The organism is Heyndrickxia vini, from assembly GCF_016772275.1.
GTDB lineage: Bacteria > Bacillota > Bacilli > Bacillales > Bacillaceae_C > Heyndrickxia > Heyndrickxia vini.
Map to the genome: position 1 here is coordinate 162,348 of NZ_CP065425.1, position 13,875 is coordinate 176,222.

At 41.7% G+C, this 13,875-nt stretch carries 9 protein-coding genes, 4 tRNA genes and 3 rRNA genes; 12 read left to right on the plus strand and 4 right to left on the minus strand.

All coding sequences use genetic code 11. The features are described 5' to 3' along the window. Positions 1–534 precede the first annotated feature (534 nt). Positions 535–1,290: a polysaccharide deacetylase family protein gene (locus tag I5776_RS00900; RefSeq protein ID WP_202778579.1), complete on the minus strand. Its 756-nt coding sequence runs from the start codon at positions 1,288–1,290 to the stop codon at positions 535–537. A 170-nt stretch (positions 1,291–1,460) separates the two neighbouring features. On the opposite strand from I5776_RS00900, the gene I5776_RS00905 reads away from it, so the two are divergent. The 3 genes from I5776_RS00905 (at position 1,461) to I5776_RS00915 (ending at position 3,875) form a co-directional block, all read left to right on the plus strand. Continuing rightward, on the plus strand, positions 1,461–1,904 hold the full coding sequence (locus I5776_RS00905; protein ID WP_202778580.1) for a YbaK family protein: 444 nt from the start codon (positions 1,461–1,463) through the stop codon (positions 1,902–1,904). An 81-nt stretch (positions 1,905–1,985) separates the two neighbouring features. Beyond that, positions 1,986–2,696 (plus strand): N-acetylmuramoyl-L-alanine amidase CwlD, encoded by a 711-nt coding sequence (cwlD, locus tag I5776_RS00910; protein ID WP_202778581.1) that lies wholly within the window; start codon positions 1,986–1,988, stop codon positions 2,694–2,696. A 120-nt stretch (positions 2,697–2,816) separates the two neighbouring features. Then, positions 2,817–3,875 (plus strand): Mrp/NBP35 family ATP-binding protein, encoded by a 1,059-nt coding sequence (locus tag I5776_RS00915; RefSeq protein ID WP_202778582.1) that lies wholly within the window; start codon positions 2,817–2,819, stop codon positions 3,873–3,875. Between the two features lie 71 nt (positions 3,876–3,946). Here the strand turns inward: I5776_RS00915 and I5776_RS00920 are convergent. Further along, positions 3,947–5,295, minus strand: a protein-coding gene (locus I5776_RS00920) for an IS3 family transposase (protein WP_202778511.1) whose coding sequence is annotated in 2 segments (ribosomal slippage) — positions 3,947–4,836 and positions 4,836–5,295 — 1,350 coding nt in all. Because the reading frame shifts where the segments join, the coding sequence is not laid out codon by codon here. 70 nt (positions 5,296–5,365) lie between these two features. Then, positions 5,366–5,989 carry a spore germination lipoprotein GerD gene (gene gerD / locus I5776_RS00925; protein ID WP_202778583.1) on the minus strand — a complete coding sequence of 208 codons (624 nt, stop codon included), beginning with the start codon at positions 5,987–5,989 and terminating at the stop codon, positions 5,366–5,368. A 166-nt stretch (positions 5,990–6,155) separates the two neighbouring features. Here gerD and I5776_RS00930 point away from each other — a divergent pair, with 166 nt between their 5' ends. After that, positions 6,156–6,824, plus strand: a complete 669-nt coding sequence (locus I5776_RS00930) for a KinB-signaling pathway activation protein (protein WP_202780623.1) — start codon at positions 6,156–6,158, stop codon at positions 6,822–6,824. A 55-nt stretch (positions 6,825–6,879) separates the two neighbouring features. Here the strand turns inward: I5776_RS00930 and pdaB are convergent, their stop codons facing one another. Continuing rightward, positions 6,880–7,629: a polysaccharide deacetylase family sporulation protein PdaB gene (gene pdaB / locus I5776_RS00935; RefSeq protein ID WP_202778584.1), complete on the minus strand. Its 750-nt coding sequence runs from the start codon at positions 7,627–7,629 to the stop codon at positions 6,880–6,882. 218 nt (positions 7,630–7,847) lie between these two features. Here pdaB and I5776_RS00940 point away from each other — a divergent pair, with 218 nt between their 5' ends. The 8 genes from I5776_RS00940 to I5776_RS00975 all read left to right on the plus strand — a co-directional run bounded on the left by I5776_RS00940 (position 7,848) and on the right by I5776_RS00975 (position 13,748). Further along, entirely contained in the window at positions 7,848–8,075 is a 228-nt protein-coding gene (locus I5776_RS00940) for a hypothetical protein (protein WP_202780624.1), read from the plus strand. A gap of 240 nt (positions 8,076–8,315) precedes the next feature. Beyond that, a 16S ribosomal RNA gene (locus I5776_RS00945) occupies positions 8,316–9,863 on the plus strand. Between the two features lie 314 nt (positions 9,864–10,177). Further along, positions 10,178–13,116: ribosomal RNA gene (locus I5776_RS00950) — 23S ribosomal RNA — on the plus strand. Between the two features lie 145 nt (positions 13,117–13,261). After that, positions 13,262–13,378 (plus strand): 5S ribosomal RNA (gene rrf / locus I5776_RS00955). Together the 16S, 23S and 5S rRNA genes with 4 tRNA genes alongside form the textbook arrangement of a ribosomal RNA operon. A gap of 9 nt (positions 13,379–13,387) precedes the next feature. Next, positions 13,388–13,462 (plus strand) — tRNA-Asn (locus I5776_RS00960). Positions 13,463–13,464: 2 nt separating this feature from the next. Continuing rightward, positions 13,465–13,537: transfer RNA gene (locus tag I5776_RS00965), tRNA-Thr, on the plus strand. A gap of 30 nt (positions 13,538–13,567) precedes the next feature. After that, positions 13,568–13,642: transfer RNA gene (locus I5776_RS00970), tRNA-Glu, on the plus strand. Positions 13,643–13,672: 30 nt separating this feature from the next. Further along, positions 13,673–13,748 (plus strand) — tRNA-Val (locus I5776_RS00975). Positions 13,749–13,875: the final 127 nt, after the last annotated feature.

Consider the following 13,875-nt stretch of genomic DNA (forward strand, 5'->3'; position numbering starts at 1 on the left):
AATGGATTACAATGGAATCAATATACATAAATTTTATATGTATATTTCTCAAAACGTTAATATTATTTATATATCAACGTTTAACCCCCTTCTCGAGAAATCGGGAAAGGGGGTTTTTTAATGTGTAACGGGTGGTTGCTCCCTACCCAAAATAAGCGGAGAAATTCCCCTTAATTAGGAAGTAGTACGAAAAATAGCTTAAATAGACGGAAGATTTCCGACTATTGACTTAAAAAATGTGAAAATGGGTGATTTTTCTTTACTTAATCGGAAAATTTCCGCTTAATTCCCCCAAACCGATCTCTATTCTGCAGTATAACCGGAGAATCTCCGCTTATTAAATGTCACTAGTTACTACTCAATTAAGGATAAGACTTCTTTTGTGTCAAAATAACCAGGAAAACCTCTAAAGCCTTTGAGGAGTGTTATGTGCTTTTATGTTTGCACCTCCAAAATAAACCCGTTAGAAATTTTTTACTTATATTTGCTTTTACAATTTTCAAAGCCCCGTGCCAGATTGGACTCGAGGCTTTTTTACATTGTCGGAAAAAGATATAAAGGATGCGGTAAAATCCCTTTTGAACGATATAACAGCTCTGAAACAGTAACACATTCATATCCTTCTTTTTTTAACGTAGCTAATATTTTATCTAAGGCTTGAACAGTTTGAGTGCGATCCCCACCAGAGTCATGTAATAAAACGATGTCCCCCGGCTGAGTGTCAGAAGTAACGCTGTGGACAATTTTGTTTACCCCAGGTCGACTCCAATCTTTTGTATCTTGATGCCAGGACCACATAATGATTTGATACCCGTTCTTAACGGCGGTGTTTATAATTGTTTCATCATAATACCCTCCAACAGGTCGAAAAAGTGAAGGATAATAACCAGTAATACCGAAAATAGTATTTGCCGTCTGTTTTAATTCCCTTTTTAGATTTATGGGGTCAACGGTTAAATCATAGTGATGATTATATGTGTGGTTAGCCACTTCATGGCCTTCCTCCACTTGTCTTTTAATTATGTCAGGATGTTTTTCGGCATGTTCTCCAATCACAAAAAACGTTGCTTTTGCTTGATACTTCGCTAATGTATCTAAAATTTGTGGGGTATAGGTTGGGCTTGGACCATCGTCAAACGTTAAAGCAATTATTTTTTCATTTGTTTTTACGTCCCAGAATACTTTTCCTGTTTTTTCATAATACATTCGCCCTTTCGGTGAGGCGATGGATTCATTTGTATAAAGGAAAAAGATAGATGTGACTAATAGTAGATAAAATGAAAGCCTCATAAATAATGAACTCCTATAAATGAATTTAGCATTAGTTTATGTTATTTCTTCATATTTATAATGAATGTTGCTTAGGGATGGGTTTTCTTGAATTGGTAATGTTTTATCAATGGTCTGCTGAATTAGAAAGGCGGGTTCGTTGAAAAATATTGCTAGGAGGAGTGGGTATTATGAATGTGATTACAACTTTTAACGCGAAAAGACGCGAAAGACAGATAAAATATGAACGGAAACTTCTTAAAGAGTTATCCATTCAAAGTTTAAAGAAAAGTGTACAGGAGCATTTCGGCTCCGAGCGAATAGAGGGTGGAATATGGATTCAACAAGGGGTAGAAGAGGGTTGCTATGATGTAGCAATTGAAGCGTTTTTACTCGGTGGACAATTTAGCCGTTTTAGTCATTTTGGAGAATCAACCGAGGAAATTAAAAAACGTTGTCAAAATGAAATTAGACATTTAACTGATACACTTTATAATTTTTGGTTATATTGGAAGTTTGGAGATGAAGGATTTATTCAAGAGTCCATTTATTATTCATGTGAGCAGTTCGTTGATAAATGGTGGATGGAGGGTTTTATTAAGGGTGAACAGAGAAGGAAATTAAGACTGCACTAAGCATTTTCGAACATATTAAGTTCTAAAACTGAACCTTGTCCCATATGTATGGAATAGAAGATTGGGAAGGGAAGGTTTTGGATGAGCCGGAAGGTCAAACTCATTAGCTTTATATTAGGTGCACTTCTTTTATTTTTGCTCTTTCAATTTCAATTTTTTCAAAAAGATACGTGGGATTCCTGGAATCTACCTTTATCAGGGAAAGTGATTATTTTAGATCCCGGTCATGGAGGACCCGATGGGGGGGCTGGTGATGCTGATGCCCTTGAGAAGGAGATTGCTCTCAAAGTATCCCTTAATATTAGGGATTATCTTCAAGAGCAAGGGGCACTCGTCATGCTGACAAGGGAGGATGATTCTGATCTGGCGGATCCTAACACAAAAGGAATAGGCCGAAGAAAGGTAGAAGATTTAAAAAATAGGCTCAATATGATTAATGAGTCTGATGCAGATCTCTATTTAAGTATCCACCTGAATGCAATTCCGTCTCCACGATGGAGCGGGGCACAAACATTCTACTCTCCGCACTTAATTGAAAATAAACGAATTGCAAAGTTCATTCAAAGTGAGCTTATCAGAAATCTTGAAAATACGGATAGAGAAGCAAAAATCTTGAAAAATATATATGTTGTTAAAAATGCTAACAAACCAGGTGCACTAGTTGAAATAGGGTTTTTATCTAATCCAACTGAAAGACAAAATTTAAAGAGCGAGAAATATCAAAAGAAAATTTCGGCTTCAATTTACAATGGAATTATGAGATATTTTACAAATGAAAAGGATTTAAAGTAAAAGGTAATCGAGACCCCGCGATTGCCTTTTTTTGCACCCTAAAGCAGTTTCCCTTCTTGAAAGGAGAAATTATGTTATACTTGTGGTGTAACCGAATTCACATCAAGGATGGTGTATGAAGTGCTAACTGAACAGGAAATAGTCAATATACTAAAAGGAATAAAAGATCCTTTCCTACATAAAACGTTAGAAGAAACAAATGGAATTTTAGAAGTAAAAGTGAAAGAAGAAAAAGAGCATGTCAGTGTGAAGCTCGCTATTGCAAAAACAGGGACAAGTGAACAACTTCAACTTCAAACACAAGTAGTAAATACATTGAAAGAAGCGGGAGCCAATACGGTTGGTATTCGCTTTGCTGAACTTCCGGAAGAGATTTTGCAAAAATTTAGAGGTTCAGAACCTGCAGATCAAGGAAATAATCTTTTATCACCTACCAGCAAAACGACTTTTATTGCCATTGCTAGTGGAAAAGGTGGGGTAGGAAAATCAACAGTTTCAGTTAATTTGGCCGTATCATTAGCTCGTCAAGGGAAAAAGGTTGGCTTAATTGATGCGGATATTTACGGATTTAGTGTTCCAGATATGATGGGCGTTACGAATCGTCCTGTCGTACGTGGTGAACGAATCATTCCTGTCGAAAGACTGGGCGTTAAAATTATCTCTATGGGCTTTTTCGTTGAAGATAATGCTCCTGTTATTTGGCGCGGTCCTATGTTAGGAAAAATGTTAAATAATTTCTTTACTGAGGTAGAGTGGGGAGAATTAGATTATTTATTATTAGATTTACCTCCTGGTACTGGTGATGTCGCATTAGATTTACATACGATGCTACCACACTGTAAAGAAATTATCGTTACCACTCCACATCCAACAGCTGCCTTTGTTGCTGCTCGTGCCGGTGCAATGGCATTAAGAACAGAACATGAGCTGTTAGGAGTTATCGAAAACATGTCTTACTTCGAAAGTAAAGTAACGGGAGAAAAGGAATATGTCTTTGGACGTGGCGGTGGAGAAAAGCTTGCTGATGAGCTGAGAACAGAACTTCTAGGTCAACTTCCTTTACAACAGCCTGATTGGGATGAGAATGATTTTGCTCCTTCTATCTATGCTGAAGATCATACGCTAGGGAAAATATATGGGGACATAGCTAAGAAGGTAGTAGAACTTTTAAATAAATAAGTGTCATTGAACACATAAACAATAAAAAAAGGCCGCTTTTTGATCTGAACCCCAAAAGTTAGACACGGGATTTAGGCAGCTACTGGGGCATGAGTTCGGTATTGAACCGGACTCATGCCTTTTAATTTTGCCTTAATCCGTTTGTGGTTATAGTAGTGAATGTAATTCACTAACTCTACTTTAAAATGTTCCATACTCTCAAATTCTTTTAGATAAAGCAATTCAGACTTTAATAAGCCAAAGAAGTTCTCCATGACTGCGTTATCCAAGCAGTTCCCTTTACGGGACATACTCTGAATGATTCCTCGTTCTTTTAATGCAGATCGATACTGATTCATCTGATAATGCCATCCTTGGTCAGAATGGAGGATAGGAGTGTCTTCCTCATTTAATCGGTCAAAGGCTTCGTCCAACATTTTTGAAACAAGTGAGAATACAGGGCGATGTTCTATATTATAAGCTATAATCTCACCATTATATAAATCCATAATTGGCGACAAATATAGCTTTTCCCCATGTAGGTGGAATTCTGTCACATCCGTCACCCACTTTTCGTTAGGTTTAGATGCATGGAAATCTCGTTCTAATATATTAGGTGCAGTTTTGCCCACTTGTCCTCGGTATGACCGATATTTTTTCATTCGTACGAGACACTTTAAACCCAGCTCAATCATTAAACGGCGGACCGTTTTATGATTAATTGTATACCCTTTATTACGTAATTCTAATGTAATTCGACGGTAACCATAACGTCCCTGATGTTCTTCAAAAATCTGCTTAATTAACTCCTTCATTTCCTTATATTTATCCGGTCGATCCATTTGTTTTACCCAATAATAATAAGTGCTACGTGGAATTCCAGCGATCTTTACTAACTCAATCACCTTAAATTCGTGCCTTAACTCATATATTATTTGCGCTTTGTCTTGTTCGGTGATTTTTCTTTTTCTTGAATTAAGGCTCGTAACTTTTTTAAATAGGCAATCTCCATGCGTAAACGCTCATTTTCAGCTTGTAATGCTTCATATGAACCCTCTACAGGAACTGATTTCTTAATTTCCTTTTTCATGGATGGACGCCCCTTTTTCTTTGGTAATAGAGCGTCCACACCTAATCTTTCAACCTGCCTCTGCCATTGAAGAATCGTAGAAGGGGAAGAAATATTATAAACAGCCGCAGCTTGTGTTAAGGACGCTCCAAATTCACTCATATAATTTAGTACGTCCATTTTAAATTGAATATCATAATTTGTATAGTTGGAAATTAAACCAGCTTCACCATTTTTTCTATAATGTGCCACCCAATTCTTTAAAGGAGTCAGGCTGACATTAAAACGGCTAGCGACTATTTGAAAGGAATCTTTGCCCTCTAAATAATCTAATACTGCCCTTAATTTTAATTCAAACGAATATTTAGACATAGAAAAACTGCACCTCCAATTGTTAGTTGTGTCTAACAATTGGGGTGCAGTTCATTTTGCAGCCTTTTTTTTATCCGCCTTGACCACTACCTGCGCCCTGTTGAGGGCCACCACCACCACTACTAGTTTGACCTCCCTGTTTTTGGGAACCTTGGTTGTTGCTTATTTCTTGAGCGGCTTTCATTAAGGTATCTTGGATTTTCGCCTTAAAGATTGGACTATCAAAGGTCTCTACAATAATGGTTTGAATATGTTTTCTAAAATCCTTACTTTTAAGTAAATCTTGCATTTCCTTTTGATATTCCGGATCTTTTAATATGTCGAGCATCATTTTTTGATAATCGGGGTCTTTCATTAATCTTTTTAATAACTCTTCATTTTCCTTCTTCATCCCTGTTGCATAGGATTTGGCAAATTCGGGGTCTTTAAAAGCCTTCTTCCAAAATTCAGTGCTTTTTTTGGATACAAGTGTTTTTTGAATCGTTTCAGAGACAGTGGCTTGATCCATGATAAGCTCTTGCTTCATTTGCTTATCTGTCATAATATCCTGAATGGCCTTTTTTCCTTCGTCTGTTTTTAGAATATCAACGATCATTTTCTTCGTCTGGTCATAATCCATTTTTTCAGTACTTGGATTACTTGAACATGCGGAAAGGAAAATGCTAAATAGGAGCAACACAACTATTTTTTTCATTTGAATAGCTCACCCCTATACGGATGTTTTTATAGAGTTAATATGCTGTATTTGTGAAAGTTTTATGCACCAATAGAGTAATTTCTAGATTTTTCATACGGTGCTTGGTAAAATCAGAAAAGATGAGTTTTTGTGTATAATTTATCAAACGATGGAGGATATCATATTGACAAGCCGAAATTGGGTTCGATTATTTTTTACTACTTTATTAATTGGTGGTATTACAACAGGTGTATTGGGCTTTATTATCCGCTGGGGTGAATTTCAATCCTATTTTTTAGATTTTAAAATCGGTTCCATATTATCTACATTTATTTGGCTTATAGGTGTTGGGTTAATATTTAGTGTAATTAGCCAGGTCGGCTACTTTGCTTATTTAACTATCCACCAATTTGGATTAGGGATTTTTCGTTCCTCGAGATTATGGAATGGGGTTCAATTGGTATTAACAATCTTTGCTTTATTTGACTTAATTTATTTTCGGTTCGAAAAGTTTGCGAAGCCGAATGAAAGTCTTACCCCATACATAGCACTGGCAATTTTTATTTTAATAGCGGGGTTAATCGTAGCCTATTTTAAAACAAAGCAAGGGAAGAAAAGCACGTTTATTCCCGCATTGTTTTTTATGGTGGTAGTAACAATATTAGAATGGATTCCAGTATTAAGGGTAAATGAGAAAAGTTGGGTTTACTTAATGCTATTCCCTCTTGTTATCTGTAACGCTTATCAAATCTTAATGCTGCCAAAATATTTAAAGCGGTCGGAAGAAGAAAGAGCGAAATTACAAGCAAAAAAGGAAAACCAAACACCAACAGCTAATAAAAAGAAAAAATAAACAGTAAAAAACACTTCTTTAGTATAAAAAGGAGTGTTTTTTAGTTGTATGGGATCTATTTTATTAAGGTTGACTTAACTTTTCCGTTTGCAATCATATCGGAAACATTTGTAAAAGACCCTCTACTTTTCAATTTAGAAACTATTAAAGGTAGTGCACGATTCGTTTGTTTAGCTGCATCAGAGGCGTGCAACAATATAATATCTCCATTTTTAGCTTTGTCAATATTTTTAATTATTTGCTTAACTCCAGGATTCGTCCAATCCTCTGAATTGATGCTCCAATGAACAACGGTCAAACCAAGATCTTCGGCAACTTTTAATGTTTTTTTATCAAAATGGCCGGTAGGAGCACGGAGCAGTTTAATGTTTTTAACATTCAGCTTTTTAAAAACATCTTGTGCTTTCACCACATCTTTCCTTATTTCTCCAGACTCCAGATCTGTATAATCTTCATATGCGTAACCAAGGTTACCAATTTCATATCCATTTTTAACGATTTTCTCTACAATATCTGGGTGGCGTTCAGCCCAAGAACCTGATAAGAAGAAGGTTGCAGACTTTACCTCGTTCTTAACTAAAGTATTTACGATTGGTTCTGCCTTTTGATCACCCCAGCCAATATTAAAAGTCAGCGCGATTCCTTTCTCTCCTTTGTATATTGCTTTAGGGCCTGCCTTCGTCGAAAAAACAGCGACTTGAGCAGTTGTTTGGGAATAGATAAAAAGTGCAGTAAATAACGAAAGTACTACAATAAACAAAAAGTGTTTCAGTTTCGTCCCACTTAAAATCATAAAAAAATTCATTGTATTCCTCCTTACAACCCAGCGATAGAAAATTAAAAGTAATAGACAAGTCCTTATTTCATTGTATGCTTGACTGTAAAATTTATATGTCTAAAATTTTCTCGTAATATTTTCTGTTTTATTGGAAAAAACTAGATTTACCAAGTCGTTCTTCGTCTTCCTAGAAGAAGAAATTCAGCAATTATTTTACTAATATTATGTAAAAAAGGGTGAATCAATTGTTAGGAATCTTAATTCATGAAAAAGAAAAACTGGAAATTCAATATTTATTAAAGAGGGAAATGGATGAAATATTATATGATTTACAGGATGTAAGAATTGATCAGGTAGTTAAAAGGGCAATGAAAGAGCGTTATAAAATATTGTTTTCGCTATTAACTCGTGTGGCTCCACACAATGAATGTGTGAACTACATCATATCTTCTAAAAAGAAAGAAGGGATATAAAATAAAAATTGGGGAGAGTGAGAAAAAAGGTGTTGACTTTATTGCCTATACTTGATATATTAATACATGTCGCTGCGAGAGATTGAAAAAAGTAGTTGACAGATTCGGATGTAAAATGTTATAATTAAAAAGTTGTTTTTGAAAAATTGATCTTTGAAAACTGAACAAAACGAAACGTCAATTAATTTATTTTTAAACTAGAGCTAGTCGTATTCTAACGAATTCGATAAATCAAACATCTTTTTGGAGAGTTTGATCCTGGCTCAGGACGAACGCTGGCGGCGTGCCTAATACATGCAAGTCGAGCGAATCTGATGGGAGCTTGCTCCTTGATGATTAGCGGCGGACGGGTGAGTAACACGTGGGTAACCTGCCTGTAAGACTGGGATAACTCCGGGAAACCGGGGCTAATACCGGATAACTTTTTCCTTCGCATGAAGGAGAATTGAAAGATGGCTTTGGCTATCACTTACAGATGGACCCGCGGCGCATTAGCTAGTTGGTGAGGTAACGGCTCACCAAGGCGACGATGCGTAGCCGACTTGAGAGGGTGATCGGCCACACTGGGACTGAGACACGGCCCAGACTCCTACGGGAGGCAGCAGTAGGGAATCTTCCGCAATGGACGAAAGTCTGACGGAGCAACGCCGCGTGAGTGATGAAGGTTTTCGGATCGTAAAACTCTGTTGTTAGGGAAGAACAAGTATCGTTCGAATAGGGCGGTACCTTGACGGTACCTAACCAGAAAGCCACGGCTAACTACGTGCCAGCAGCCGCGGTAATACGTAGGTGGCAAGCGTTGTCCGGAATTATTGGGCGTAAAGCGCGCGCAGGCGGTTTCTTAAGTCTGATGTGAAAGCCCACGGCTCAACCGTGGAGGGTCATTGAAACTGGGAGACTTGAGTGCAGAAGAGAAGAGCGGAATTCCACGTGTAGCGGTGAAATGCGTAGAGATGTGGAGGAACACCAGTGGCGAAGGCGGCTCTTTGGTCTGTAACTGACGCTGAGGCGCGAAAGCGTGGGGAGCGAACAGGATTAGATACCCTGGTAGTCCACGCCGTAAACGATGAGTGCTAAGTGTTAGAGGGTTTCCGCCCTTTAGTGCTGCAGCTAACGCATTAAGCACTCCGCCTGGGGAGTACTTACCGCAAGGCTGAAACTCAAAGGAATTGACGGCCGCACAAGCGGTGGAGCATGTGGTTTAATTCGAAGCAACGCGAAGAACCTTACCAGGTCTTGACATCCTCTTGCCCTCCCTAGAGATAGGATTTCCCTTCGGGGACAAGAGTGACAGGTGGTGCATGGTTGTCGTCAGCTCGTGTCGTGAGATGTTGGGTTAAGTCCCGCAACGAGCGCAACCCTTGACCTTAGTTGCCAGCATTTAGTTGGGCACTCTAAGGTGACTGCCGGTGACAAACCGGAGGAAGGTGGGGATGACGTCAAATCATCATGCCCCTTATGACCTGGGCTACACACGTGCTACAATGGATGGTACAAAGGGTTGCTAGACCGCGAGGTTACGCCAATCCCATAAAACCATTCTCAGTTCGGATTGTAGGCTGCAACTCGCCTACATGAAGCCGGAATCGCTAGTAATCGCGGATCAGCATGCCGCGGTGAATACGTTCCCGGGCCTTGTACACACCGCCCGTCACACCACGAGAGTTTGTAACACCCGAAGTCGGTGAGGTAACCTTTTGGAGCCAGCCGCCGAAGGTGGGACAGATGATTGGGGTGAAGTCGTAACAAGGTAGCCGTATCGGAAGGTGCGGCTGGATCACCTCCTTTCTAAGGATATGGAAGACCACTGACGTGGTTACAAAAAAGACGTTTTCGTTTTGTTCAGTTTTGAGAGGTTAATTCCTTTCAAACTAATAGAGGTGAATTAGAAGCGAGAAGGTCGAGGAAGCAAACGAACGAGCACCGGAACGTATTAAACATACGTGAGGATGTGAGTGAGTGCAGCTGACAAAGAGATTCGAAGCTTATCATTCGCCGAATTGTTCCTTGAAAACTAGATAAAATGAGAAATAACCAAGTAATAACCGAGAATCGCCACTTTATGGATGAATCCATTAAGTAAGTAATAAACAACCTTTTTAGGTTAAGTTAGTAAGGGCGCACGGTGAATGCCTTGGCACTAGGAGCCGATGAAGGACGGGACTAACACCGATATGCTTCGGGGAGCTGTAAGCAAGCTTTGATCCGGAGATTTCCGAATGGGGGAACCCACTGCCCGTAATGGGGTAGTATCCTTACTTGAATACATAGAGTATGGAAGGCAGACCCGGGGAACTGAAACATCTAAGTACCCGGAGGAAGAGAAAGCAAACGCGATTTCCTGAGTAGCGGCGAGCGAAACGGAAGAAGCCCAAACCAAGAGGCTTGCCTCTTGGGGTTGTAGGACACTCTATACGGAGTTACAAAGGAACGGAGTAAATGAAGAGGTCTGAAAATACCGTCAAAGAAGGTAACAACCCTGTAGTTGAAACTTCGTTCCCTCCAGAGTGGATCCTGAGTACGGCGGGACACGTGAAATCCCGTCGGAAGCAGGGAGGACCATCTCCCAAGGCTAAATACTCCCTAGTGACCGATAGTGAACCAGTACCGTGAGGGAAAGGTGAAAAGCACCCCGGGAGGGGAGTGAAAGAGAACCTGAAACCGTGTGCCTACAAGTAGTTAGAGCTCTATGCATTTATGCAGAGTGATAGCGTGCCTTTTGTAGAATGAACCGGCGAGTTACGATTTCAAGCAAGGTTAAGCTGAAGAGGCGGAGCCGCAGCGAAAGCGAGTCTTAATAGGGCGAATGAGTTTGAGGTCGTAGACCCGAAACCAGGTGATCTACCCATGTCCAGGGTGAAGGTAAGGTAACACTTACTGGATACTTCGAACCCACGCACGTTGAAAAGTGCGGGGATGAGGTGTGGGTAGCGGAGAAATTCCAATCGAACTTGGAGATAGCTGGTTCTCTCCGAAATAGCTTTAGGGCTAGCCTTAAGGTAAGAGTCTTGGAGGTAGAGCACTGTTTGGACTAGGGCCTCATCGGGTTACCGAATTCAGACAAACTCCGAATGCCAATGACTTATCCTTAGGAGTCAGACTGCGAGTGATAAGATCCGTAGTCAAAAGGGAAACAGCCCAGACCACCAGCTAAGGTCCCAAAGTATACGTTAAGTGGAAAAGGATGTGGAGTTGCTTAGACAACCAGGATGTTGGCTTAGAAGCAGCCACCATTTAAAGAGTGCGTAATAGCTCACTGGTCGAGTGACTCTGCGCCGAAAATGTACCGGGGCTAAACGTATCACCGAAGCTGTGGATGGACACCGTCTGGTGTCCGTGGTAGGAGAGCGTTCTAAGGGCTGAGAAGCTAGACCGTAAGGACTGGTGGAGCGCTTAGAAGTGAGAATGCCGGTATGAGTAGCGAAAGAAGGGTGAGAATCCCTTCCACCGAATGCCTAAGGTTTCCTGAGGAAGGCTCGTCCGCTCAGGGTTAGTCGGGACCTAAGCCGGTACCGAAAGGCGTAGGCGATGGACAACAGGTTGATATTCCTGTACCACCTCTTCACCGTTTGAACGATGGGGGACGCAGGAGGATAGGGTAAGCACGCTGCTGGAATAGCGCGTCCAAGCAGTTAGAGGGGTGACGAGGCAAATCCCGTCACCATGTACCTTGAGCTGTGATGGCGAGGGAAATATAGTACCGAAGTTCCTGATTCCACACTGCCTAGAAAATCCTCTAGTGAGGTGAAAGGTGCCCGTACCGCAAACCGACACAGGTAGGCGAGGAGAGAATCCTAAGGTGAGCGAGAGAACTCTCGTTAAGGAACTCGGCAAAATGACCCCGTAACTTCGGGAGAAGGGGTGCTCTGTTAGGGTGCAAGCCCGAGAGAGCCGCAGTGAATAGGCCCAGGCGACTGTTTAGCAAAAACACAGGTCTCTGCGAAGCCGCAAGGCGAAGTATAGGGGCTGACGCCTGCCCGGTGCTGGAAGGTTAAGAGGAGAGGTTAGCTAAAAGCGAAGCTTTGAATTGAAGCCCCAGTAAACGGCGGCCGTAACTATAACGGTCCTAAGGTAGCGAAATTCCTTGTCAGGTAAGTTCTGACCCGCACGAAAGGCGCAACGATCTGGGCACTGTCTCAACGAGAGACTCGGTGAAATTATAGTACCTGTGAAGATGCAGGTTACCCGCGACAGGACGGAAAGACCCCGTGGAGCTTTACTGCAGCCTGATATTGAATTTTGGTACAGCTTGTACAGGATAGGTAGGAGCCTTTGAAGCCGGAGCGCCAGCTTCGGTGGAGGCGTCGGTGGGATACTACCCTGGCTGTATTGAAATTCTAACCCGCACCCTGATCGGGGTGGGAGACAGTGTCAGGCGGGCAGTTTGACTGGGGCGGTCGCCTCCTAAAAGGTAACGGAGGCGCCCAAAGGTTCCCTCAGAATGGTTGGAAATCATTCGCAGAGTGTAAAGGCACAAGGGAGCTTGACTGCGAGACCTACAAGTCGAGCAGGGACGAAAGTCGGGCTTAGTGATCCGGTGGTTCCGCATGGGAAGTACCATCGCTCAACGGATAAAAGCTACCCCGGGGATAACAGGCTTATCTCCCCCAAGAGTCCACATCGACGGGGAGGTTTGGCACCTCGATGTCGGCTCATCGCATCCTGGGGCTGTAGTCGGTCCCAAGGGTTGGGCTGTTCGCCCATTAAAGCGGTACGCGAGCTGGGTTCAGAACGTCGTGAGACAGTTCGGTCCCTATCCGTCGTGGGCGTAGGAAATTTGAGAGGAGCTGTCCTTAGTACGAGAGGACCGGGATGGACGCACCGCTGGTGTACCAGTTGTCTTGCCAAAGGCATCGCTGGGTAGCTATGTGCGGAAGGGATAAGTGCTGAAAGCATCTAAGCATGAAGCCCCCCTCAAGATGAGATTTCCCTTAGTTTATCTAAATAAGACCCCTGAAAGATGATCAGGTTGATAGGTTCGAGGTGGAAGTGTGGCGACACATGGAGCTGACGAATACTAATCGGTCGAAGACTTATCCTAATTTGATTCAATGTTATTACGAAGTATTTCTCATCTATCTAGTTTTGAGGGAATAATTTTTTAAAAAACCCCTTGAAATTTGGTTAAAAATCATTATAATAAATAATGTCTTAATCAAATGCTGCAATGCAGTGAAGCAAAAATATCCGGTAATTATTGCGAGAAGGTCACACCCGTTCCCATCCCGAACACGGAAGTTAAGCTTCTCAGCGCCGATGGTAGTTGGAGGCTCTCCTCCTGCAAGAGTAGGACGTTGCCGGGTTTATAGTATTCCGCAGTAGCTCAGTGGTAGAGCTATCGGCTGTTAACCGATCGGTCGTAGGTTCGAATCCTACCTGCGGAGCCATTGCTTCCATAGCTCAGCAGGTAGAGCACTTCCATGGTAAGGAAGAGGTCACCGGTTCGAGCCCGGTTGGAAGCTTATAATATGAGAATAAAACATACATAGATTGGCCCGTTGGTCAAGCGGTTAAGACACCGCCCTTTCACGGCGGTAACACGGGTTCGAATCCCGTACGGGTCACCAACTTAGATTAGATACAATATAAAATGCAACGGAGGATTAGCTCAGCTGGGAGAGCACCTGCCTTACAAGCAGGGGGTCGGCGGTTCGATCCCGTCATCCTCCACCATATTAACAAAATAATAATATGCCGGCCTAGCTCAATTGGTAGAGAACGACCGAATACGCTTCGTAGGAATAACTTCAGCGTACAGCTTGAGCCGCTACTTGAATAATCAGTCTGAAAGCTGGACGAC

Bases quoted from the DNA above. Each gene is read 5' to 3' on its own strand.
- I5776_RS00900 (WP_202778579.1), bottom strand. From the start codon at position 1,290: ATGAGGCTTTCATTTTATCTACTATTAGTCACATCTATCTTTTTCCTT.
- cwlD (WP_202778581.1), top strand. From the start codon at position 1,986: ATGAGCCGGAAGGTCAAACTCATTAGCTTTATATTAGGTGCACTTCTT.
- pdaB (WP_202778584.1), bottom strand. From the start codon at position 7,629: ATGAATTTTTTTATGATTTTAAGTGGGACGAAACTGAAACACTTTTTG.
- I5776_RS00905 (WP_202778580.1), top strand. From the start codon at position 1,461: ATGAATGTGATTACAACTTTTAACGCGAAAAGACGCGAAAGACAGATA.
- gerD (WP_202778583.1), bottom strand. From the start codon at position 5,989: ATGAAAAAAATAGTTGTGTTGCTCCTATTTAGCATTTTCCTTTCCGCA.